General features: G+C 41.8%; 16 protein-coding genes. 12 read left to right on the top strand and 4 right to left on the bottom strand.

The genetic code is table 11. The features are described 5' to 3' along the window. Positions 1 to 165: 165 nt before the first annotated feature. Positions 166 to 849, top strand: a complete 684-nt coding sequence (locus ACJJIV_RS18820; RefSeq protein ID WP_252082164.1) for a glutathione S-transferase N-terminal domain-containing protein — start codon at positions 166 to 168, stop codon at positions 847 to 849. A gap of 311 nt (positions 850 to 1,160) precedes the next feature. On the opposite strand, the gene ACJJIV_RS18815 is transcribed toward ACJJIV_RS18820, so the two are convergent. The 3 genes from ACJJIV_RS18815 to ACJJIV_RS18805 form a co-directional block, all read right to left on the bottom strand. Beyond that, on the bottom strand, positions 1,161 to 2,735 hold the full coding sequence (locus tag ACJJIV_RS18815; protein ID WP_252082165.1) for an ATP-binding cassette domain-containing protein: 1,575 nt from the start codon (positions 2,733 to 2,735) through the stop codon (positions 1,161 to 1,163). A gap of 562 nt (positions 2,736 to 3,297) precedes the next feature. Continuing rightward, on the bottom strand, positions 3,298 to 4,494 hold the full coding sequence (locus ACJJIV_RS18810; RefSeq protein WP_252082166.1) for an MFS transporter: 1,197 nt from the start codon (positions 4,492 to 4,494) through the stop codon (positions 3,298 to 3,300). Beyond that, complete coding sequence (locus ACJJIV_RS18805; RefSeq protein ID WP_252082167.1) at positions 4,491 to 7,847, bottom strand: Gfo/Idh/MocA family oxidoreductase; 3,357 nt, start codon at positions 7,845 to 7,847, stop codon at positions 4,491 to 4,493. The genes ACJJIV_RS18810 and ACJJIV_RS18805 overlap by 4 nt, the downstream gene beginning before the upstream one ends. 298 nt (positions 7,848 to 8,145) lie before the next feature. On the opposite strand from ACJJIV_RS18805, the gene ahpC reads away from it, so the two are divergent. From ahpC to ACJJIV_RS18750, 11 genes are all read left to right on the top strand, one after another. Then, the gene (gene ahpC, locus ACJJIV_RS18800) at positions 8,146 to 8,712 is read left to right on the top strand and encodes an alkyl hydroperoxide reductase subunit C (RefSeq protein WP_444889941.1); all 567 of its coding nucleotides are present in this window, start codon (positions 8,146 to 8,148) and stop codon (positions 8,710 to 8,712) included. A 77-nt stretch (positions 8,713 to 8,789) separates the two neighbouring features. After that, the gene (ahpF, locus tag ACJJIV_RS18795; RefSeq protein ID WP_444889940.1) at positions 8,790 to 10,340 is read left to right on the top strand and encodes an alkyl hydroperoxide reductase subunit F; all 1,551 of its coding nucleotides are present in this window, start codon (positions 8,790 to 8,792) and stop codon (positions 10,338 to 10,340) included. A 406-nt stretch (positions 10,341 to 10,746) separates the two neighbouring features. Beyond that, on the top strand, positions 10,747 to 10,887 hold the full coding sequence (locus ACJJIV_RS18790; RefSeq protein ID WP_444889939.1) for an acetyl-CoA hydrolase/transferase C-terminal domain-containing protein: 141 nt from the start codon (positions 10,747 to 10,749) through the stop codon (positions 10,885 to 10,887). A 758-nt stretch (positions 10,888 to 11,645) separates the two neighbouring features. Continuing rightward, on the top strand, positions 11,646 to 13,175 hold the full coding sequence (locus ACJJIV_RS18785) for a lytic polysaccharide monooxygenase (protein WP_444889938.1): 1,530 nt from the start codon (positions 11,646 to 11,648) through the stop codon (positions 13,173 to 13,175). Between the two features lie 1,243 nt (positions 13,176 to 14,418). Beyond that, the gene (locus tag ACJJIV_RS18780; protein WP_444889937.1) at positions 14,419 to 15,732 is read left to right on the top strand and encodes an acetyl-CoA hydrolase/transferase family protein; all 1,314 of its coding nucleotides are present in this window, start codon (positions 14,419 to 14,421) and stop codon (positions 15,730 to 15,732) included. Between the two features lie 8 nt (positions 15,733 to 15,740). Beyond that, positions 15,741 to 16,589, top strand: a complete 849-nt coding sequence (locus ACJJIV_RS18775) for an HpcH/HpaI aldolase/citrate lyase family protein (protein WP_444889936.1) — start codon at positions 15,741 to 15,743, stop codon at positions 16,587 to 16,589. Between the two features lie 22 nt (positions 16,590 to 16,611). Next, positions 16,612 to 17,142 carry a MaoC/PaaZ C-terminal domain-containing protein gene (locus ACJJIV_RS18770; protein ID WP_444889935.1) on the top strand — a complete coding sequence of 177 codons (531 nt, stop codon included), beginning with the start codon at positions 16,612 to 16,614 and terminating at the stop codon, positions 17,140 to 17,142. 318 nt (positions 17,143 to 17,460) lie between these two features. Then, the gene (locus tag ACJJIV_RS18765; RefSeq protein ID WP_444889934.1) at positions 17,461 to 18,891 is read left to right on the top strand and encodes an alpha/beta hydrolase family protein; all 1,431 of its coding nucleotides are present in this window, start codon (positions 17,461 to 17,463) and stop codon (positions 18,889 to 18,891) included. A gap of 452 nt (positions 18,892 to 19,343) precedes the next feature. Further along, positions 19,344 to 20,771: an alpha/beta hydrolase family protein gene (locus ACJJIV_RS18760; RefSeq protein WP_444889933.1), complete on the top strand. Its 1,428-nt coding sequence runs from the start codon at positions 19,344 to 19,346 to the stop codon at positions 20,769 to 20,771. A gap of 65 nt (positions 20,772 to 20,836) precedes the next feature. After that, positions 20,837 to 21,922, top strand: coding sequence for a sensor histidine kinase (locus tag ACJJIV_RS18755; RefSeq protein WP_444889932.1), 1,086 nt, complete (start codon positions 20,837 to 20,839; stop codon positions 21,920 to 21,922). 3 nt (positions 21,923 to 21,925) lie between these two features. Continuing rightward, a complete protein-coding gene (locus tag ACJJIV_RS18750) occupies positions 21,926 to 22,642 on the top strand; it encodes a LytR/AlgR family response regulator transcription factor (protein ID WP_444889931.1) in 717 nt (238 codons plus the stop codon). A 353-nt stretch (positions 22,643 to 22,995) separates the two neighbouring features. Here ACJJIV_RS18750 and ACJJIV_RS18745 read toward each other — a convergent pair whose 3' ends face one another. Further along, complete coding sequence (locus ACJJIV_RS18745) at positions 22,996 to 24,291, bottom strand: hypothetical protein (RefSeq protein WP_444889930.1); 1,296 nt, start codon at positions 24,289 to 24,291, stop codon at positions 22,996 to 22,998. Positions 24,292 to 24,465: the final 174 nt, after the last annotated feature.

Here is a 24,465-nt window from a genome sequence, read left to right as displayed (position 1 = left end):
TTATCCAAACCCCCTAATGAATTTTGAAATAGTACAACTTACTGAACGTCTTTTTCCTATAATGGCAAGTAATAGATATAGCAATATTTCATTAACCGAGATATCAAATCGAAGACAATAAGCTTGCCTCTATTACTACATCTTACTTAATGTAATCAAACCATCATGTACCAGCTATTTATTGCCAATAAAAACTACTCTTCATGGTCTTTAAGAGTTTGGCTCTTAATGAAGGAGATGTGTATACCGTTCGAGGAAAAAATGATCACTTTTGAGGGTGGGGATAGTTGGAAAAAATTTTCCAGTTTCTCACCTAGCGGAAAACTACCTTGCCTGAAAGATAACAATCTCTTAATCTGGGATTCTCTTTCAATTACAGAGTATCTAGCCGAAAAAATCTCTCTCATCTGGCCAATGAATAGGTCTGCCAGAGCTTGGGCGCGCAGTATTTCAGCAGAAATGCACTCAGACTTTGAATTCTTCAATAGCAAATCGCTAAGCTGCGCGACAGAAGTTAACACCCCAGTAATACCAGATAATCTTAGTAAAGCGGTCACCCGAATTGATGATCTGGTGCAGGAAGGACTTGGAAATTTTGGTGGCCCTTTCCTTGCCGGCGAAAAGTTTACCGCCGCAGATGCATTCTACTCTCCAACAATCATTAAAATAAATAACTACAATTTATCAGTTAGCACAGAGACAAACCAATATTTCAACAAGATATTGGCTTTACCAAATTTAAAGGAATGGATAGGTCAGGCCATACAGGAACCATGGAAAGTTTCAGAATATGAAGAAATGGAAAAGGATATTGGGAGGATAATAAGAGACAAGAGAGGACAAGGATAAACTATAGATATCCCACTTCCAGCTAAACCCAATTTAAACTAAGGCTTCATAGGGTTGAACAACAGATGTGTTGTAGATCTTACAGAGAGCTAACCAGGCTAAGCCCCCTGTACCCCCCGAAAGATTAGCCAATCCAAGACTTGGAATTATGGTGAAAACCCACCCCAAAGCCTCTCGATAATAGCAAATGTCCAGAGATTATTGATAAAAAATACAAAGTAACCTAGCTATTATCATGATCAACTATATAGATTGCCACCTGTGACACACTACCTACAAACACCCCTTACCTACCAAACGATAAAGATTCTTCAATCCAAATTGAGCTGACTATCTACACCTATAGCATTAATAAAACTCAGATCATGTGAGACCAATAAGACAGCACCAGAAAAATCCATAATGGCATTTACTAATAGCTGGCGGGAATCCAGATCCAAGTGATTATCTGGCTCGTCTAGCAGTATCAAGTCTGTGGCAATGGTGCCCCGTGTAACGGCAAGTAATGCCACTTTTAGTTGCTCTCCTCCACTTAGGAGCCTGAGAGGCAGCAGCGGCGTATCTCCCCTTAGCCGCAAACTACCTAGCATGGTACGCCATTCAGATTCTTTTCTACCGGGGTGAAGATAGAAAAGATTCTCTAAGGCGGATAACTCTTTATTGAGAAAACTGAAGCCCTGGTCTAAATAACACAAACTTCCACGAGTTTGGCAGACGCCACTTAGAGCTTTTAGCTGACCAGCTATGACCTTTAGCAGAGTGGATTTTCCACTACCATTGCCACCCGCTATCCTCCAACGTTCCCCCTTGCGGACTGTTAAAGATATAGGCTTATCATGAGAACCATATGGGAGCTGCAAATTTTCAAGATGTAATTGTATTGACTTGCGAGAATCACACTTAGTGAGGGATAGCTTTTGCGGTCTTAGTCTCTGTGACTCAATTACTGTTATTTTACTTATTTCCTCTCTTTTTTTCTCTAACTGTAACTGGCGCTGCTCTAACTTTCGCTTTAATTTTCCAAGACCTTTCCCTGCGCGATCTTTTTGTGAGTCCATAAGACTCTTACTTTGAGAGTTCCGCTTGCCTTTTCCCTGCCGTTGTCTAGTAGCGAAATTATGCAGACTTTTCTGCCTGACATTATTTAGTTGGTTGAACTCTTTTCGATTATCCTCTGCCCTTTGGAGCAGGGCTGCTTGCTCTGATTCTTTTTGTTGCATATACGCACTGTATGCGCCGCCATAGGTTTTCAATCCTCGCTGATAAATCTCTATTATTTGTCGGACATTTTCCAGCAGCTCTACATCATGACTGGCGACCAGTGCCCCTCCTGCATGATTTAAGATTTTCTCTTGCAGCCACTCCCGCCCACTCTGATCAAGATGATTGCTAGGCTCATCTAGCAGTAAGTAGTCACTTGAGAGAGAAAATGCATAGGCAAGGCTTAACTTGGCTCTCTGACCACCACTCAATCGTTCTATCGGCGTATCCAATGGCGCATTGATTTTTGCTTCCTCTAGCTGGCGCTGCCAAGTAAGAGGCAGATGCCAATAGTCCGCAACGGATATCAGGTCATCCTCTGATGCATGCCCTTGCTCTACCCGTAAAAAAACTTCATACAAATGGCCATCTGCAAGACAATCGACGATCCGCAAATCAAGTCGGGGATTAAGCTGTTTCACCAGATGATGGCGTCTTCTCCAAGAGACCTTACCACCAGTAACGGAAGCTTGACCGTGAAGAACACTTAGTAGTGTGGATTTCCCGCTGCCATTAGGTGCAACTAATCCAGTGATTCCAATAGGTAATTCCAAGCTTACTTTATGGAAAATCGGGGTGTCCCCAAATATCAGGGAGATGTTTTCAAGAGTACAAATAGCTGTCATATGCCCTCCGATCATAGGACCGTGCGGCGTATTTCTGCTATCAGCCAAGATAGGTGTTTGAGGAAGATACGCCACCTGCAAAGGATTGATTAGGTCCGCAGCGATAGAGTGCGAACTTAGTTCCAGTTATGCGCAGGGCTTAATTCATCGGCGTAAATGACTCCGGACAAGATATTAGATTAGTATTTCCCAAGGCGTGGGCATCTATTAAAGGCGCTTAGCGTAATTAATATGCCAATATATTTCAAGCACTATTTGCAAACCAATCAACTTAGATGATACCTACTATCCTAGCGGTTAGAGTAACCTAATATGCTTCTCCATCGAGACTTGGTACTGAACACTGCGCCACCAATCCGACCATCTAGTAGCTTTCTAAGTCTCAACTTGTAGGAAGGGGGTACCTTAACAACCCGCCAGTATTTTCGTTCAAACCACTCTCTTATAGTCAGACTGATTCATCTGTAAGTGAATGGTTAGGATTAAATAACCCTGCACATTAAGAATTTCAACGGGTTAACTTTCTTTCTGAGCCATAAAGGTAATATGGATTGTCAGGAACTTACCGAGACTTTACCAACCTCTCAATAAAGGCTACCAGTGTGCAGAAAACAATCCCCGCCAGAAGAAATACTGGAACTATATAGATAGCAGTTTGTATACCATAATTCTCATCCAGCCATCCTACTAAGGCATGGGCAAATATCAAAAACACGCCCCCCATTCCAAGAGAAAATGAAACAGTAAACGGTGGATTTCTTGAACTACGCGTCAACCACTCCATCGTATAGGGAAAAAGGTAAGATAGAGTTAGACCACATACAGGCAACCACAAAGGATTAACCCAATAACCAAGAAGAAATACAACTGCTGTTGATACAAAAGAAATTATCAACCAAATAAATGCACTACCCCTTAGAAGGATGAAGGTAAAAAATATCCTTCCAATACACAGCAGGCCAAAAAAAATTGAAAGTAAAACATCTGCCTCAACAGCCCATGGACCACCCCTTGCATCAAGAAATAACACAAGTCGACTAGCAAGGATGTGTTCAGATCCATTATATGCAGAAACAATTAACCCACCCCCAATTGCAATCCACCATTCTTTTGGCTCTTTATCTCGTTTACTGTTTTCTCGATAAGCACTGGGATCAAAGTCCCCACCTCCTGTTTGATGCCTTCTTTTTCTTCTGAATAAGCCGACATAAATATATAGAAGAATGACAGCAGCAAGTACGCCAAATAAATAGAACCCCCCTTCCCAGTCAAAATGATACTTATAGGATAATGCAGGTATTAAGGGAGATAGTATCGATGCAACTCCATAGGTGCTATGCAACCCACAATATCCTTGACGCGCGAGATCTTGAGGAACAAAAAGAGGGATTGCTACATTAATCAGTACCATACAGCCCCCTGCTCCCATTCCAAAAATAAAACTTCCTAAAATAAGAGTGGGAAAGGAATGATAATAACCAGAAACTCCCGATAGTATTGAGCCAACCCCCATAAAAGCGACAAATAACCCCAAACCCGATATCACTCTAACTCTCTTTACCCATAAAGATCCTGATAGAGTCATTAATAAGGCAGAAAAAGTAGACAAAAAGAAAAAGGTAGAACCCTTAGAAGGGGTTACAGAAAAGTAATCCAAGATTTGAGGATAAATTGGCGCCTTATAAACCTCTATAAAACCTAGAAGAAATAGCGCTCCATAACAGGATAACAATCCAAACCAATAGATCTTTTGCTTCACGCAGCTCTTCTTTTAATATAGTGATCGCACTCTACAACCATCTGAATCGCTCGCACGGAGTCTGCTAGAGGAAGCTCCGGGCACTCAATTAAACCTTTCTCCAAACATTGCTGCACAGTCCGAGCCTCGTAGTATAGCCCCTCAGAGTTGGGATAATTAAATTTACCCCTAATTCTCGGCAGCGGGAATTCATACATCTTAGAAACATTATTCGATCTTCTATCGCCTGAAATTCTAGTTGTTGAAATCTTTGTTGGACAATGCGCCGGCGTAAAAATTTTTATCCTGCCTTCAGTTCCATAGATCTCCAACTCTTCTGCTCCCTCCACCAGATGACTCCAAGAAACAACTGCAGTAGATCCAGAATTAAAGTGGGCATAAATCAGTCCGGCTCCATCTTCCTTAAATCCATGATCATCAAGTACCCCGGAGAACTCCAGATCTGATGTATCCCGACCCAGCATCATCAACGCTGCATGTATTGGGTATACCCCGGCATCCAAACCTGCCCCAACTTTCCATTTAGGAGATTGAAGCCCTTCGTCCATGAGTAAATCAAAACTCAAATCAGCCCGTAGCTGACAAACATCCCCAATGCCACCGGAAGTTATAATGCTTCTGCAGTGTTGTATAGCTGGAAAGAATCTCATCCACATACCTTCCATGCAAAAAAGCCGCTTTTTATTGGCAAGATCCTTAATCTTTTGGGCATCTTCGACGGTCAGCGCTATAGGTTTTTCAATCAGTACCGGCTTCCCTGCCCTTAAAGCCAATTCAGCATGCTGTCGATGCAACTCGGGAATAGTCGCAATATAGACAATATCGACTTCTGGGTCAGAAACTAATTCCTGGTAATCTCCATATGCTCGACAGACTCCATGCTTACCTGCAAAATCTTTAGCCCGCCCAAAGTCCCTAGAAGCCACAGCATGAATTTCTGCAGATTCCAGATAATTGATCACTATGGCAAAATCATTCGCAATCCTTCCACAACCAATAAACCCCCAACGTAGCTTTTGGGGAGAGACCCTCTCTGGAGTATAAACATTCGCTATTTCTACGTCCTCAATCAGCCCCTCTTCATCTTCTATAGTATCGGGATCTAATACGAGTTCAGGGTGGTAGTAAAGCCTCTCTTGCAGGCTATTCCAGGCACCCTCAAGATGTTTACCCTTTATTTTGTTCACCCATATGCACCTTCCGAGAGGTGCAGGTAGAGGCGCGCGTAACGTTCCTGAACGGTGGATTGAAATCTGTTTAATTGCCGTTTTGTATACATCCAGACTCAGCCCCTTCACACTAGCGGAAAGTCCCAGATTCACGTAAATGTCAAACAGCAATTTAACTTCTGCCTTAGATATCAATCCCATCTGTTCAGCAACCAGTGAAGTAAATAGGCAATCAATACCCACAGCTTCACCATGCATCAACCTAAAAGCCTCATCACGTTCCAACCATCGAGATAGCGTATGTCCAAAGTCCATTGGCCTAGATAAGTTCTCCTCTTTTAAATCTCCCGCAATACTGTCAAGCATTGCATCGATACAATTTATTAATAATTTATAGGATGCTTCTCCCGGGAGCCCATCAGGTCCCAGAAATTTATTTTCTAATAATGATGCACCTTGGGCTGACAATGTATCGAGTACATTTCTATTAAATACCACGCCAACCTTGATCATTTCACCAATCGCGCTTTTCAGCACTCGCTGTGGATTAGTTTTTAAGAAGGTTGGATCAATTATTGTGTGCAAAGGGCTATGAAAAGCACCTATCCCATTTTTGATGTTGTGGTTTACACTAACCTTAATACCGATAGATGAGTCAATCATGCCCATTAGAGTGGTTGGGATACGTATCCAGGGCGTATTACGTCGCCATACCGCACTGACAAACCCTATTGTATCCGTTACCGCTCCCCCCCCGATAGCTACAATTGGCTCCCTATAACGAAGAGGGTTGACCTTCCATATTTCATCAATCATTTTTAAAAGACTGTCAATATTTTTTGACTGCTCACCGCCCTTCATAACAATTGGAATAAATTTAACCCCAACAGACTTTTCCCACGCAATGATAGATTTTTCATACAAACCCCAAACCTTGTCATCAACACAACAAATAATTCTGTTCTTTGGGGGCCTTAAGAGCTCAATAAGAAACCGATTTCCGAGGTCAAACAGCCCGTGGTGATACCAGATTCTCTGATTTGTAGGGGCCTGACAAATAGTGTCTGAAACTTGGACAATAGAGTGATGGTTTTCGTCTGCTCGCACTTGAGCCTTGATACTAGGCTCAATCAATGTGGCTAACTCAAGTACACTGCATGCATGATTTAACCGCGGTAGCCGCTGGTATTTTTCATTATCATCATCCAAGATAGATTCAATGAAAAGCCTCTTCAAATCACGATAATCTTGTTCAAATAAATAACAATACCATATAGCCCCCTTTTCCTTTCTTGTAAGTTCAAGCGCGCGATCAAGCCTATCCGGCATAGCTTGTCGAATGAAAATCGGCCTGCCCCTGAGCCCTTTCCGCATCACTATACAGTTTTCTACACCTTCACAACGGGTAGCCAGAAAGGAGAAACTGATTCCCAAATTGGTTTTTAAAGTAAAAGATAGCTTTTTGAAATCCTCAATATCACCAAATTGCTTCTGTGCCGTCTCATCCTGATTCACCACTACATCCACAATGTTGTGGGGGGCTAGATTCCACTTTGCGACACAAAGCTCAAGCTCATGGCAGCATTGGTTAAGTAACATACCTTCGGCATTTTGCCTGAAGATGCTTTCCAAATTAGCTTCTGGATGTGGATTGTGATGTATAAATCCCACACTTCTGGACTTTAACTGCCATTGTTCATTAATTCTCTCAGCTTCGCTGACGTAGCTGGCGATATGCTTCTGATAGCCTATAACAACATTTACATGCTCCTCACCAGCACGTCTCTCCATGTCACGCAATTTTTCCAGTGAGTCGGCGCCAGGTTTTTCCAGGTAGATATTTCTATACCCTTTGCCTACTACAAAATCAAAAATCCTTTTCGTTGATTGAGTTCTAACTGAAATCAACACCAAACTTTTATGGGAAAGATTTGCCTTAGGTAATTGTTCTAAAGAGGAATAGAGTTTGAAGTCACCAAATTGATCTTTGAGCCTTGCCATCTCCTCATGAAATGCCATCCCTTTTTTAGAAGACGAAACAGCAGCAGACAGCCAGTGCTGCTCAACGATGGCATCTACTACGACATTAGGCATACTCATCAACTGAGAAAGATGCAGCCATCCGATTGACTCCCCTGGCAAGCCAACACCAATCACGATGACATGCACCACATTTTGGTTCATAGGGGCGATCTCATATCAAATCTAAGCCATCCAGGCTCACATGAATCCGAGTTACTTCTTTAACTCATTGCTAACGTCCTCCCATTTAGACTCCAAGTCTTTTCTGTTCATGAGCCTGTAACGACAAGGCTACATCAGCCAACTGGCGCCTTCCCCTCCCCTATAAACCAATGATCGATTGGGAAAATTTATTAGAAGTATTTATATTGATAATTTTTATTAAAAGAAATGAATCGATAGTATCAATGCCGTTCCAAAGACAAAGACTGAATAGAAAGTGATGAATAAGGAGTTATCCATGTCACGTTACATCGAATCCCAACTAAAGCCCTTTAACGCTAAGGCCTACCAGAATGGCGACTTCTTCGATATGAGCGACGCCGACGTAAACGGCAAGTGGGCGGTGTTCTTCTTCTATCCCGCAGACTTCACCTTTGTGTGCCCCACCGAGCTGGGTGATCTGGCGGACAACTACGAAGAGTTCAAAAAGCTGGGTGTGGAGATCTACTCCGTATCTACCGATACCCACTTCACCCACAAGGCCTGGCACGACTCTTCTGACACCATCGGTAAAATTCAATACCCCATGATTGGCGACCCTACCGGCACCATCACTCGTAACTTCGGAGTGATGATCGAAGAAGAGGGCATAGCCGATCGCGGCACCTTTGTCATCGACCCGGAAGGTCGTATCCAGATTGTGGAGATCACAGCCGGCGGAATAGGCCGCGATGCCAGTGAGCTGTTGCGCAAGATCAAAGCGGCCCAATACATCGCCGCTCACCCTGGAGAAGTCTGCCCTGCTAAGTGGAAGGAAGGTGAAGAAACCTTAGCACCGTCCCTCGATCTGGTAGGCAAGATATAAACCCAATACCTCTGACCCGGCCCATCTAGATGATGGGCAACAACCAAGCCTGAATTTGTTAGAGAAAGGATACACCGATGTTGGACGCAAACCTGAAAAAACAACTGGACACTTACCTGCAGAATATCGTCAAACCGATCGAGATTCGTGTGTCCACAGATAACAGCGAAAAATCGAAAGAGCTGGAAACCCTGGTAGATCAAATCTCCGGGCTCTCCAATAAAATTACTACACAACAGGGCCAGGCCAAGCGCACACCAAGCATGGCTATCGCCCCTGCTGGAGAGGAACCCCGCGTAAGCTTTGCCGGTATTCCCCTGGGCCACGAATTTACCTCATTGGTTCTGGCACTCCTGCAAGCGGGTGGCCACCCATCCAAGGCAGACCCGCAGCTACTGGAGCAAGTACGTAATCTGGAAGGTGAATTTCACTTTGAAACCTATATTTCTCTCTCCTGCCAAAATTGCCCAGATGTCGTACAGGCACTGAACCTGATGGCCACCCTCAACCCGAACATTACCCACGAGATGATCGATGGAGGGTTGTTCCAGCAGGAAGTAGAGCAACGCAATGTAATGGCGGTACCTGCGGTCTACTTAAACGGCGAACACCTTGGCCAAGGCAGAATGTCCCTTGAGGAGATTATTGGCAAACTGGATACAGGTACCGCAAAACGCAAAGCTGAGAAACTGAATGACAAAGCTCCTTACGACCTACTAGTCATTGGTGGTGGACCTGCCGGCGCAGCAGCTGCCATCTACGCTGCGCGTAAAGGTATTCGCACCGGGCTAGTAGCCGAACGTTTCGGCGGCCAGGTGATGGATACTGTAGGTATCGAGAACTTTATCTCCGTACCTTATACAGAGGGCCCGAAGCTAGCAGCCAGCCTGGAACAGCACGTTAAAGAATACGGTGTAGATATTATTACTGACCAACGTGCAGCAAATTTACAGCGCAATGAACTGGTAGATATAGAACTAAAGAGCGGTGCCACTCTATCCAGTCGCTCTGTGGTGCTGGCCACTGGTGCAAGATGGAGAGAGCTTGGTGTACCTGGCGAAGCGGAATACCGTACTAAGGGCGTTGCCTACTGCCCCCATTGTGATGGGCCCTTCTTTAAAGGTAAGCACGTAGCGGTTATTGGCGGCGGTAACTCTGGTATTGAAGCGGCTATTGATCTTGCTGGAATTGTCGAACATGTCACCGTACTGGAGTTCGCTGACTCATTGCGTGCCGATGAAGTACTGGTGCGCAAGGCACAACAAATGGACAACATCGACATTATCCTCAATGCACAAACTACCGAAGTATTGGGGGATGGTAACAAAGTCAATGGCCTTGCCTACACCGATCGCAAATCGGGAGAGAGTAAAAAGCTCGACCTTGCAGGAGTCTTTGTGCAAATCGGACTAGTGCCAAATACAGAATTCCTCAAAGAGAGTGATGTCGTAATGAATCGTATGGGTGAAATTCAAATCGATGAGCGCGGATCAACTTCCATTCCAGGCGTCTACGCTGCCGGCGATGCCACTACAGCCCCTTATAAGCAAATTGTGATATCAATGGGCGCAGGGGCCACAGCGGCACTGGGAGCGTTTGACTACTTAATTCGGTCTTCTGTGGAATAAAGACTGGAACATCAAACGGCCGGTCATTGACCGGCCACTCACTCAATCTTCACCTTCTATTTCTCCACGCCACGCCGCTATAAGGGCTTTACTGCCAAGTTCAATAACAATCTCTTTTGCTTACCTTTTCGTAAAACAAATAGCCTACTGCCTATTGAATGGTTCACAAGCTCATAGTGACATCAGCAACTTCCTCATGGATACGTACAAATCGGTGTACATACAAGCAATTTGAGGTATTCCAACAAACAGACTGCTTTTACATTCCAGAATGAAAAATTGACAACTTGATCTCGGTTGGTCCCTTTATTGGGATCGATTTCAATGGGCTGGTTAACGTCAAATTTCTTGATCATCAATTCCAGGTGTTGATGGTCAGCTGGATTTTATAAAAAAATATTAGCAAGTGGCTCTACCATTTAAAGAGGGAAGCGTTTCAAAAATTGAGCCTCGATTAAATACAATCTCAACAGACTCGAGACTTGATGTTGACTACATTGTTACAGAATATGGCTACTGTCAATTAATGGGAAAATCCACGAATTAACACACACGCACTGACAACATTGCTCACACAAGCTTTAGAGAAGACCTGTTCAAATGGGCATAGAACACAACCTTAAATAAACCACCAAATAAGTGCCCTAAATAAACTTCCCACAGTGCCTTTAACCCCAAGCAATTTACCTGAAGCCCCTCAAGCAAACTGAAAGCGTATTATGCCAAAATCGTCACAGTGTGGCCCTGTGGTCATTGAGCCACGATGTTTGCAATAAAAAGAAATGACCATACGGACTATCCAGCTTTTTTACCCATCCCGGTCACTAAAACCAGATGTTCACGAAGCCACATATAAATCCGCTAAAGAGAAAAAAACCAGAAGTTTTACCCTTAACATCGTATTTTGACTTTATTTAGCTGAGATATCGGGATCAAAAAAGACATATCTAGACCAAAATAGCAAAGCTGGTCACCGACAATTTATCCGGAAAGAGAAACCAAGAAGTTAGATTTTACCCTACCAACGGGAACCCACATCCAAACCGAATGTCTGTTTGAGTGATGCAACTGAACAAACACAAATATTAATTCGAAATTTTTTTACATTTTTTAAGTAATAAAAAACTCAACCTTCGTCACAGTTCACACTGGATTTTAAATTTAGAGTGTCACCTAGATTTTTTCGACATCATCTAAAGGAACACTCTACAAACAGTTTTTTATTACAAGAATTCAACCACCGTGAAGCACTCTTATTCACGAAGTTAACGGACTCACAAAAATAGAGATACCAGGAGTAAATCCATGCTACTAAGAACAAAATGTGCCATTGCCACATTACTACTGATGCCTTTCAGCTTGCAGGTTCAAGCTCACGGCTGGTCTGAATACCCAAAGGCGAGGCAAAAAATATGCTATGACCAAGGGAATGTCTGGTCTGGAACTCCCCCAAATCCTGGCTGTGCATTAGCAAAAACCATCTCTGGGTCTTATCCATTTCAGCAACACAATGAATTTTCCATCAACATTCCTGACTACAATAATTTTACGGCCGTAAAAGCAGCCATTCCAGATGGAACACTCTGCTATGCCAATGACCCACAAAAAAAGGGCATGGGTGCAGCTACAGACACTTGGAGCCGAGTTGAAGTTAACGCTGGAACCTTTGAATACGTATTCAATGCAACCGCACCGCACAACCCCTCTTTTTGGCAGTTTTATCTAACCAAGCCCAACGCTGACCTTTCAAAGCCTCTCGCCTGGGATGACTTGGAGCTTATTCAGGAAGTGGGCGATGTGCCAGTTGTGAATAGCCAATACCGAATGAATGTTACGATCCCTCAAGACAGGGTTGGCAATGCGATTTTATTTGTACGCTGGCAACGAGTAGATGCAGCGGGTGAAGGTTTCTACAACTGTAGTGATATCACCATTGTAAATGGTGATGTTCAACCGCCTACCGAACCTGATCCGGGTACAACAGAGCCATACCTTATTCAAGGCAACACCTTTATCCCGCAGGGTATTAATATCGATTCAGTAGCTGTAGGGGATACTGTCAATTATACGGTCTTCAATAAAAATAGTGAGGAACACTCATCGTTTTCATTAGCAATTACTGAGGACAATAAAAATGATTGGGATAGACTGCTAGCATCTCAAGTTACTGGCTGGTATCAATCCAATCACAATGGAAATGTCTTTATCGGTCGCTGGCATGAGGAAATGAACCATTACATGTATTTCCAAGGTGACTTGCATGGCAACTATTTTAACTCTAAAGATGCACGCGCTTCAGGCCAGTTCAGCATCACAAGTAATGGCAGTGAATTGATTGCGTCTATTACGCCCAAGGTGTTAAGGCCTCTCGACATAGCCAAGGTGGAGCACGGTGAATTACTGGTGCTCTCTACAGGAGAAAGTACAGGAAACATCACAGATACCCAATGGTCTCAAGTGAGTGGCAGCCCAGTGGAAACAGCAGCCGGGCCGAGTGGTGCATTGGTTATTGACACTTCAAGTTTAACCAATGCCCGACACGAGTTGAGTTTCAAGTTAACCGTAAGTAGTAGTTCTGCCAATGATGACGAGGTCTACTCCTTTGTCGTTGAACCCTCGACACCCACAGATCCCACAGATCCCACAGATCCCACAGATCCCACAGATCCCACAGATCCCACAGATCCCACAGATCCCACTATTCAAACCTGGGACAGTAACCAAATCTACACTGCAGGGGACACGGTAAGCCATAATGGTAAAACATGGACTGCCGGATGGTGGACCAGGGGTGAAGAGCCAGGCACAACCGGGCAATGGGGTGTTTGGCGCTAAGTCACCAATCAATAATTTATCTCACAGGATTCGGGGGTTTATGGCAATAAGCCCCCGTTTTTTACACACCAGGAATTTAAAAAAAACTCAATTAAACCTAGGGAGGCCCTGACGAAATTTTCTATACAGCCCACCTAAAACCCTATCAAGTCTGGTTTATGATATTTCACGGTCGCTTTACATCGCTATAATTTATAAGCTGAATTTCTAACCATCGCCAAAACCACAAACACCAAAATAAGCCAACATTTTCTTAGATTATATCCCGCTGCTCACACAAACCTGATCAAACCTCTATTCCACATCACGTAAATACATGATTGTTGAACCCATTCACGATCCCACGCAGAACACAATCAAAGCAAAGCAAAGCAAAGCATCACAATTCATTTCCCGTAAATTTAATTGACATTGCCAATATTTATTTTACGGAGAGAGTCAACTCTCTAGTGAGAAATCAAATAATATTAGAAAATGTTTCATAACTTGAAATCAGTTATTCTTACGATCGAATAGAATGATAAGAACAGCAGGTGCGAGTAGATTTAAGCCAGATTTAACAGGCATTCAGTGGAAATTTATCACCCACGTCTTCCCCCAACTAAAACGTGGCAAAGATGGTCCCAACCTCATTGATAACTCTGTTTATTTCGAAGATCTCTTGTGGATTTTGTACTCAGGGGCAAGATATAAAGTCAAAGAAACGACGCCTATTAGCACAACAAAGCTCCGGATTGGGAATCCGCTACGATACAGCCTGCCCGCCATAAAATCGGCCTGTTTTGCCCTCACCGCAGGAATAGAAGGGTACCGTTGAAACAACATGGCAGAAAGTTTAGAAGGTATGTGCGACACAGTAAGGTTGGGCGAACTTTAACATGATAAAGAAACTACCGCCGCTTGGTCGCCAGGGAGAATTGCTATCTATCTACTTAAAGAGCATTTTTCTATATTGCCTGCAAATCAATTAATCTAATGAAACTTTGAAATAGTTTCTAGAAAAATAGTCGCGAAACAACCCCAATATATCACTTCATCGATCTTAGCCTTCTAAATGTCACCTATAATGCCCTGGAATAATGGCATAGATGCGTAGCAAGGTAAACCTGCAGAATATTTATCTTCCCAAACAGATCAAAAAATATTTAAAACCATATACCTCAAAGTCAAGGCTCACGAAAGACAAGAAATCTACCAAAACCACGGCAAGAACCCACCTAAGGCACTGGAAATTTAGCCCACTATGAATCACGAAGATCAATACCACAGAAAGCTAACCACAGCCGATAATGCCGTAGCCTCTATCCCCAGCGAGAGTATCATCTCCATGGGTATGCGCGTCGCAACCCCGCCAGCTTTACTTAAAGCTTTAGAAAACCGGGTTCGGACAGGCGACATAAAAAAACTCATGGTTTATTACATGCGTTGTGGCGGTGTCGCGATGAAAACAATCTTTCAGGAGGACTTGCTAGACCGTGTCAGGCCCTTCTCATCCATGCTTACCAAAGACGAGGTCAAGCTCGCAAAGAAAGGCTTCGCCAAAGGAAAGAAGTATATCAATTATGTTCCCATTTCCTTTAGTCGATATCCGGAAATTATAAAAAGGCAAGTGAATCTAGATGCTTTCCTAGTAACTGTATCCCCAATGGATAAATATGGATATTTCAATTTTGGTACTAGTGGAGATTATGCCATTGAGTTATCCAGACATGCAGACCAACTCATCGTTGAAGTCAACAAAAATATGCCGAGAACTTCTGGGGGCACATTACTTCACATTAATGAAGTAGATGCAATTATAGAAAATGACACCCCATTAATTGAAGAGCCGCAAAGAGAAACCTCTGAACTGGATAAGAAAATTAGCGATTATATTGCACCGCTAATACCCGATGGCGCTACAATTCAAATGGGGATTGGAGGTGTTCCCAATGCCGTGTGCGAGCAGCTGGCAAACAAGAAGAATCTTGGGATACATACCGAGGTTATCACCTCCGGAATGATAAACCTAATCAAATCTGGTGCGGTTAATAATTCACGCAAAAAACTAAACACCCACCTCAATGTGTTCACCTTTGCCATAGGGGATAGGACACTCTATGACTTTATTGATAACAACCCTTCAATGGCCTGCCTTCCAGTCTCCTACGTGAATGAACCACAAACTATTGCTCAAATTGACAACATGATCTCAGTCAATTCCTTTATTGAGATCGATTTCAATGGGCAGGTAAATGCAGAATTTATCGATCATCAATTCTCTGGGGTGGGTGGACAATTGGATTTTATCAGAGGCGTATATTACTCAAGAAATGGTAAAACCATATTGGCGAGCAGTTCTACGGCACAAGGAGGGAAAATTTCCCGGATTGTACCGCGCCTAAATACAATCACAACAGACTCTAGACTGGATGTTGACTATGTCGTTACTGAGTACGGTTGCTGCCAGCTTATGGGTAAATCAACCACAGAACGCACACATGCCCTAATTAACATTGCACACCCAGACTTTAGAGACAACCTGATAAAGCAGGCTAAAGAACACAACTTTATCTAACCAAGCATATGATCAACCTACACATTTATCCTGCACTACTTTTTACGCCAGGCAATAAGCCCAATCTTTTTCAGAAAGCAACAGAGGTAGAAGCCAGCGCAATTATTATTGATCTCGAAGACAGTGTACCCACTAGTGATAAGCAATTAGCCAGAGACAATACTATTCACTACTGCTCCAAAAGCCAAAGCGACAATACAGCCAATATTATTCGAATCAACCACCTAACGAGCAATGAAGGACTAAAAGACATACTTGCCATTACTACAACCAAGTTACACATCGACGCTGTACTTTACCCTAAGACAGAGTCTCCTAGTGACATCCAACAACTTGGAAAACTCCTTGCTCAAACTTATACGGACATAGCCATTATTGCTTTAATCGAAACTGCCTGTGGAACAATGAATATCCACAATATTGTTAAGGGCAGCCCCAAAAAACTGCAGGCCTTAATGTTTGGTGCCGCAGACTATGCCAACGACCTCAATTGTGACAACTCAATAGACGCCCTAAGCTCTGCACGTAGTAAAATCGTGGAAGCTTCAGCAGCAAACAATCTGGCCTGCTTTGACTCCCCCTATTTTGATTTCAATAATGAAGATGGACTAAATAAAGAACTAAATATCGTTAAGGGGATGGGATTCAATGGCAAGGCCGCCATTCACCCCAAACAAATTTCTGCTATCAAGTCCTCTTTCAAGCCTACTCAAGAACAATACGAAAAAGCAGAGAAAATAGTAGAAATCTATAACAATTCAAAGGGTAAAGCCTGTCAATACCAAGGGGAGATGATTGATGCACCGGTTTACTCCAAAGCAAAGCAAGTTATCTCTATATTCAATAAACTTAGCTAAAACTTAAAGGGAAGTGGTAGTCATGCAATTCCAGCCATATAAAAAAATTAACGATAATCGCTACCGGGAAGACTTTGGATTTTACTTCGAAGACTTCACAGAAGGTATGATCATTGAACATCGTCCAGGTAGGACATTAACTCGAACAGACAATACCTGGATGACGCTATTAACAATGAATACGGCACAGTTACACTTTGACGCCAACTATGCACAAAAAACCGAGTGGCAGTTACCGCTAGTGGATAGTACTTTAACCCTGGCGATTATAACTGGAATGACAGTAAACACTATCAGCAAGAAGGTAGTAGCCAATTTAGAGTGGGATAAGGTACAGCTACTGAAACCTGTTTTTGAGGGGGACACCATCTACGCAGAGAGTGAGATCCTATCTAAACGAGAATCACATTCCCGCCCCACTCAGGGAATAGTGACGGTTGAGACTCGTGGCTTCAAGCAAGATGGCGAACAATTTATGCGCTTTATGAGAACAGTATTAGTGTATAAGAAAGGACACTCACCAAACTATAACATTGACGAAGCCTCAGAATAACTCCGAGATTCCCCTGACTTTTAGAGCGATTGACAGTAAGAGTGGTCCTTTTGAGCTACTTATGCTGTATGCTCAACTGCTAAAACTGACCGTCTACACAGAACCATCTTTCGCCTAACGAACAAAAACAAGCTGAAAGGACATTACCCAAAGTAACTGGCACGATAGAACCTGTTTAATTTGCGCAGGACCTAGCCATTCATCATCTTTCTTTACCGCTCATCCATTATATAAAACCTCCCCTACTAAATTAACTGCACAAAGTTAATCAACATCTAGAATGCCAGCCATTCAACTAACCCTACGGAATAATTACTGATGCAAACGATCAAAACGAAATTTAGAGTTTCTAAGTGGCAATTAAAGTCATTAATCCTAACCGCTTTATTGACTTCCAACGCTATGGCCACTGACATTGAAGGCGACTGGAGATCGATGCTTAAAACAAATGATGAGAAGATCATACCAATAGTGATTCAACTAGAGGAGAATAGCGGTGAATGGACTGGCGTATTAAATAGCCCATCTTCAGAGGAAATGAAAATAGATATTACGGGACTGGAAGTTATAGATAATAGAATTGCTTTCGAAGTAAAATCCCTAGATATCAAATACGAGGGAAGTTACATTAATCAGGTAGACCTAATCGCTGGCGCAAACATTAAGAAAGGGGCATCATCTCTTACATTTTTTAGCAGAATAAATGACCATAATGATGGTTCTAGCAATCATTCACAAACACAAAAAAAATCTACTCCATATATTATTGAAGATGTCAATTTTAAAAATAAAGAGACAAGCAATCTAATTTCGGGAACTTTAACCAAGCCAGCATCCAGAATTAAAGCAACGGCTGTTCTTATCAGTGGTAGTGGTCCCCAAGATAGAGATGAATCTCTTTTTGGACATAAACCTTTTGCCGTAATAGCCGATCACCTAACCCGGCAAGGATATGCAGTATTACGCTACGATGACCGAGGCGTTGGTGGATCTAGTGGCAGCTATCAAACAGCAACTACAAAAGACTTCGCAAGTGACACCAGTGCAGCTGTTGACTATTTAAACAGCCGTAACGACCTACCCCAGGGTAAAACTGGTTTAATTGGCCACAGTGAAGGCGGTATGATAGCTCCTATGGTTGCCAGTAGGCGTGATGATATTGCATTTGCCATTTTACTTGCTGGGCCTGCAGTTAAAATACCAAATTTGCTTGTTGATCAGTGGTACCGTGGTCGTAAATTTAATGGATTATCCGAGGAAATATTAAACAAACTCAAAGAGTTAGATAAGGAAATCCTAGAGAAAATTGGTAATCTTGAATTAAATGAACCGCTTAATGATGCCATTGAGGATCTTATTTATTCCAGCATCAGGCTTGAGGGGGTGCCCGAAGAGGACATAAATACCCAATTTGAAGAGGTGAAAAAAGAATACTCTCGTTTGATATTTCGTGATTACTTAAAGTTCAATCCAGAATTCTATTTAGAACAAACAAAAGCTCCGCTATTGGCTCTTAATGGTTCTTTAGACTTTCAAGTTGATTCAAAAATGAATTTAAGCAATATACAATCAGTGTTAAATAGAATCGGACATAAAGATTTTACGGTCATTGAACTTGACAGAATGAATCATCTTTTTCAAATAGCTAACAAAGGTTCAAGTACTGAGTATGCTGAAATAAAAGAAAGCTTTTCGCCAAAAGCATTACATGTAATTTCTGAATGGTTAAACGAACGATTCAAAATCTAGATTTGACTAGAATTTATGGCTCCAATTTGGGAGCCATTTTATTACATTCAAACGAAATGCTATTTAAAAAAAATCAAATCGAGTGGGTATACTTAAATTAACCTAAAGATTAAAATCTATTGGCAAAACCTTATAGATATTGATAATAAACGCTCCATACTGGAGCTGATAATTAGTAAACCCTCAAAGATCTATCGGCCGACTAATTCCCTTATAGAGAGATCGATCACAGCAAAACTAGAATACTGTGCACCCTAGTCTCAAGTCTTTGGTCAACCATTTTATGAGCAAGATATCTGTTTGAATTTCCTATTCAGAGTAACCCTAGACCGTTCACCGCCCCTCCCTACCATTCATCCCCTCAGGAAGCCGCTCCTACTAAATTCATAACACCAGGCTAATCGACAGGTAGAATATCAACCATTCAACAAGTAGGTACAGGAAGAGTACAAATGCAGCCTATCAAAACACTCTTTGCAGAAGCCAAGTGGCACTTGAAAACAGTAATCCTCACAACTGGCTTAATATCAACCAATGTAATGGCTTCAGGTTTAGAGGGGGATTGGAGGTCCGTAGCCCAGATTAATGGTGAAAAGAATATACCTGTAGTCATTCACCTGGAAGAAGATAACGGTATGTGGAAAGGCTCCTTAGATAGCCCTTCCCTTGGGGCTAAGGGAGTAGAAATATCTATGCTGGAAATCCGGGACAGCAGTATCACTTTCGAAGTAGAAGACTTACAGATTAACTACAAAGGCACTTACAGTGCAGCAGTTGATCTTGTATTTGGGTCTATCAGCCAGGAAGTGACATCCCCTCTGAACTTTAGCCGGGCATCTGAAGATGCAAAGAACAGGACTAGCAAGCGACCCCAAACACCAAAGGGCCCATTTCCGTATGCTATAGAGGAAGTAAGCTTTAAGAATGCTGCGACAGGCAATATCATTTCGGGAACACTGACCAAACCAAAGTCTAATATCAAAGCAACTGCTGTTCTTATCAGTGGTTCTGGGCCTCAAGACCGGGATGAAACCCTGTTTGGCCATAAACCATTTGCGGTAATCGCCGATCATTTGACACGGCAAGGATATGCAGTATTTCGCTATGACGACCGCGGTATTGGCGGCTCAAGTGGTGATTTTCAAGCAGCAACCAGCAAGGATTTCGCCAGTGACGCTAACGCAGCTGTAGATTATTTAAACAGCCGTAAAGATCTCCCAAAGGGTAAAGTTGGATTAATTGGACACAGCGAAGGCGGTATGATAGCTCCCATGGTTGCCAGTAGTCGAGATGATATTGGATTTACCATCTTACTCGCTGGACCAGGGGTTAAAATACCTGAACTACTGGTCGATCAGTGGCACCGAAATCGTAAGTTCAATAACTTACCTGAACAAAATATGCAAAGACTTAGCCAGTTGGATAAGGAGATTTTTGAGAATATTGCTCAACTCGGAATGAATGAAAGTCTTAATGATGAGATTCATGAGCTGCTTTATGAAAGCGTGAAGCTCGAAGGCGCTCAGGAAGAGGAGTTGGATGCTCAGGTTGAACAACTAAAGAAGCAGTATACTACTCCTTGGTTCCGTTATTTTGTTAAGTTCAATCCTGAACCTTATTTGAAACAAACAAAGTCACCACTTCTGGCTCTTAATGGCTCACTTGACTACCAGGTTGATGCAAAAATGAACCTAAGTAATATACAATCAATATTGAGCAGCGCTGGACATAAAGACTTTAAAACTATCGAGCTGAACAAAATGAACCACCTTTTTCAAATAGCCAATAAGGGCTCATTTTCAGAGTATGCCGAGCTAGAGGAGAGTTTTTCACCTATTGCTCTCGAAGTAATGTCCTCGTGGCTGAATGAACGCTTCTGATACTTGATAAGAATGTCAAGACATGGCTCCTGATTTAGGAGCCAACTTACTTAGATATATGTGCAATGAGTATTTTCAAATCCCCAACTCCATCCGCAAAATTTTTAGCCTACCATTTTGGTGGCTGGTTGATATTTTCTTTAGTTAATGTTTTCTCTTTAGGGCTTCTATCTCAGAATCACACCGATAAAATCGTGATTAATATTATTATTGTAGGGTTTATTACAGGGATCTCTACCCTTCTTACTCGAGAAATCATATATCGATTTAGCCTCTTTGATAAAAACGGGTATCAACAATGGATTGGCTTCCTATTAGCTGCCATTCCTCTTGGCGGTATAGGCGCCTATATTGCAACTGGCTTTGGATATTTATATTACATCTTTGTAGGATATGAAATTCCATCTTCCTTTTGGGAGGTTGTTGTTAGCAATTGGTTCTATCTTACCATTCTTATATTTATTTGGAGTTTCATTTATCTTACTCTGGTAAATCAAGAGCAATTACGCAAAGCCGAACATGATGCAACACAACTTAAATTACAACTGAACGAAGTAAAAATGAGCGCTTTAATGGGGCAGTTAAACCCTCACTTTCTATTCAATGGGCTCAATAATATTCGAGGATTAATCCTTGAAGATACAGCTAAATCCAGAGATATGTTGACGAACTTGTCTGACCTTCTACGTTATACGTTAATGGCCCATAAGCATAAAACTGTATCATTAAGAGATGAATTGGAAATCGTTTGTCAGTATATCGAACTTTTGAAAATACAATATGAAGATCGATTGTCTTTCACATTGGAAGTTAACGAAGATTTAATGGGAGAGCGAATACCTCCACTCCTAATCCAGCTGCTTGCCGAGAATGCCGTTCGCCATGGAATAGAAAAATGTAAACAAGGCGGTGAACTAGTGGTTAAAATCACCAAAGAAGACAATCATATGGTAATCACTGTGATAAATCCAGGTACTCTCATCAGAGAGTCAACCAAAGAGAGTGGTGATACCGGCCTGGGGTTAATCAATATACAAAAAAGGTTAACCATACAATATGGAGACAAGACATATTTTGGAATTGAACAGCAGGGCTCCCAGGTAGTTGCTCGGTGCCATATTCCCTCCTCTCCCTTACAATTAGTGGTATAAGAAGTGAAAGCCATTATCGTTGAAGATTCTCGACTCGCACGCAATGAATTAAGAGAGTTACTCAAACCTTATAAGAATATAAACTTAATAGCAGAAGCAAAAAACTGTGAAGAAGCTATTCTCCTTATATCAGAGGAAAAGCCTGATTTAGTATTCCTGGATATCAATCTTCCTGATGGCAATGGCTTTGACATACTTGAAAAACTGGATTTCACACCTCAGGTTATTTTTACAACAGCTTATGACGAATACGCCATACAAGCTTTTGAAGTAAATGCACTGGATTATCTACTAAAACCCATAAACCCTGAAAAACTAAAGAAAGCTCTCGATAAGACGTCAAGTGAAACACCCACCGAGCACACAAATAGCTCAACAAGCTATTTAGACTCCAACAATAAAATATTTATCAAGGATGGGGAGCGTTGCTGGTTAATCGAAATTGGAAAAATTCGATACTTTGAAAACTGCGGCAACCATGCTCAAGTATTTTTCGATGACAGCAAGCCTTTTATCTATAAATCTCTAACCAAAATAGAACAACGATTAAACCCAGAAGTATTCTTCCGTGTAAATCGACAACAAATTATCAATCTAAACTTTATTAAGAATATAGAATCTTGGGTTAATAGTGGATTAATAATAACCATGACCGATGGGAAAGAAATAGAGGTTGCCAGACGGCCAGCCACTCGGCTACGTGAAATGTTAAGCCTCTAAGATTCAAGCCTAAAAAATAGCAGTGGAGTAAAGTATCAGTTAGATTAGTTCAGACTTGGCAGGATCATTTCCTATTTAAATAAAGTGTACGGTCAAGCCAAGTCTTAACTATAAAGATTAACCCATATTAAAATTATATGGTTCGAACTCTGCGGCTTAGCTACATCTCAGATTTTCTGATATATACCCCATCAACGAATCATACTATTAACCATTTAATCAATCAGACCTGTAGGGCTAAATCATCAAATTATTGTGTTCAATAGATTGCATTGCAATATGACTGATACTTATACTTCGGGAAATATTTCAGTTAATCAACTGACCAACAGTTTGCTAGACGCTATATTAAACTAACATTTAACATTAGAGATCAATCTATTAATGATACCCATATATTCATCAATATACGCAGAGATACTATCTTCGCTAATCAAAGGCTCACAATAACCGAAGACAAAAGCCGAGTTGCGATAAGTCGTATAATTTATAATCATTAAGGGGTTAATTGCTGTTTTTAAACTAATCATCCCTTTTCGAATTTCAAAATATCGCATTTCATTTGCAAGAAGGCGCATATTCCCTACATTTGAAACAAGAATACCTGCAGGAAAGCATTCTTTCGGCGCAGTGATCTCAGCAGCCATGCGGGTGACCTCCTCTATACTATAGTCAGATCTTAAGCTTTTTGTCATTGGTTTTTGTTTGAGGAGCACTAAATTAATCTCATTGTTCAAAAGCTTGGCCACCTCGAAAATATCGGAGCTTGTTGCGTTTGGTGGTAATTTTAGGCTGGCAGTTTCTGAAAATGAACCAACATGATCACTAGGGATAATAGGGTTGCACAATAGTCGAGCATCCATCGTGAAAATAACTTCTGTCAAATCTCTACATGCTGGTATAACCCGGGCAGCAACTGATGCAACAGCACAATAAAGCGCCGTTAGCTTTATCTGATTTTTTTTAGCCAAATAAGCCAATCCCTCGTTTTTTTTAGGTGATACTAAATATGATTTAGCACAGGCTCTTCTATCAGCAACAGACGCTTGCTTCTCAACCGCCCAACGGCTTCCCCCCTCTATTTGATGCTCAAATTCCTTCTCACCACAATATCCAGAAGCCTCTAGTTGACTAGCGATACTATTTAGCAAAGGGAGTGATTTAATGGCATGCCTTGGCTTTTCATGAAGGCATAGGAACTTGTCAAGATCAGAGAACAGCGTCATGAGGGATCTGCCATCAAGTATGGCATGTATATTTATAAAACAAATCCACTCAACAAAGCCTTGTTTATTTGTATATACCCTTAATCTATATACATGCTCCTCAGTTTTAATGAAGATCTCAGCAAGGTCCCTAAACTCTTTCTCCAAATCAAGCTGATCAACAATTAGAGTTACTTCTATTGGCACATCAACAAAATCAACATCACAAACCCACCTTAATCGCTCACCCCTTTTTACACGCGCCCTCAAAAATGGATGACGCTTATGCAAGTAAGCCAACCCCTCACGCAAGGACTCCATTTGCAAGGGCTCACAGACTTTTATAAAAGAAACAAATTGCAGGCCACCACGAGATAACCTATTCATTTCAATAAATAATGCTTCTTGGGGCCCAAGCTCTCTCGAAAATGGTTCTGGACTCATTGAAAATACCTTGTATTCATAACATTGCCTCTAACCTTTATGATGGAGACATGTAAATCAACAACTATTGATCTTTAGTTATCCTTATTTATTCCAAGAGCATCAACAGATCACTGAATGAAACATAGTATGTAATTAGATTTTTCTTACTCATTGACATATACACTAACTTTC

It is taken from the genome of Microbulbifer mixtoriginis (SeqCode) (assembly GCF_052466765.1).
This window is presented reverse-complemented; position numbering and strand designations above follow the sequence as displayed.

Bases quoted from the DNA above. Each gene is read 5' to 3' on its own strand.
- ACJJIV_RS18820 (WP_252082164.1), top strand. From the start codon at position 166: ATGTACCAGCTATTTATTGCCAATAAAAACTACTCTTCATGGTCTTTA.
- ACJJIV_RS18815 (WP_252082165.1), bottom strand. From the start codon at position 2,735: ATGACAGCTATTTGTACTCTTGAAAACATCTCCCTGATATTTGGGGAC.
- ACJJIV_RS18805 (WP_252082167.1), bottom strand. From the start codon at position 7,847: ATGAACCAAAATGTGGTGCATGTCATCGTGATTGGTGTTGGCTTGCCA.
- ahpC (WP_444889941.1), top strand. From the start codon at position 8,146: ATGTCACGTTACATCGAATCCCAACTAAAGCCCTTTAACGCTAAGGCC.
- ahpF (WP_444889940.1), top strand. From the start codon at position 8,790: ATGTTGGACGCAAACCTGAAAAAACAACTGGACACTTACCTGCAGAAT.
- ACJJIV_RS18785 (WP_444889938.1), top strand. From the start codon at position 11,646: ATGCTACTAAGAACAAAATGTGCCATTGCCACATTACTACTGATGCCT.
- ACJJIV_RS18780 (WP_444889937.1), top strand. From the start codon at position 14,419: ATGAATCACGAAGATCAATACCACAGAAAGCTAACCACAGCCGATAAT.
- ACJJIV_RS18775 (WP_444889936.1), top strand. From the start codon at position 15,741: ATGATCAACCTACACATTTATCCTGCACTACTTTTTACGCCAGGCAAT.
- ACJJIV_RS18770 (WP_444889935.1), top strand. From the start codon at position 16,612: ATGCAATTCCAGCCATATAAAAAAATTAACGATAATCGCTACCGGGAA.
- ACJJIV_RS18765 (WP_444889934.1), top strand. From the start codon at position 17,461: ATGCAAACGATCAAAACGAAATTTAGAGTTTCTAAGTGGCAATTAAAG.
- ACJJIV_RS18760 (WP_444889933.1), top strand. From the start codon at position 19,344: ATGCAGCCTATCAAAACACTCTTTGCAGAAGCCAAGTGGCACTTGAAA.
- ACJJIV_RS18755 (WP_444889932.1), top strand. From the start codon at position 20,837: ATGAGTATTTTCAAATCCCCAACTCCATCCGCAAAATTTTTAGCCTAC.
- ACJJIV_RS18745 (WP_444889930.1), bottom strand. From the start codon at position 24,291: ATGAGTCCAGAACCATTTTCGAGAGAGCTTGGGCCCCAAGAAGCATTA.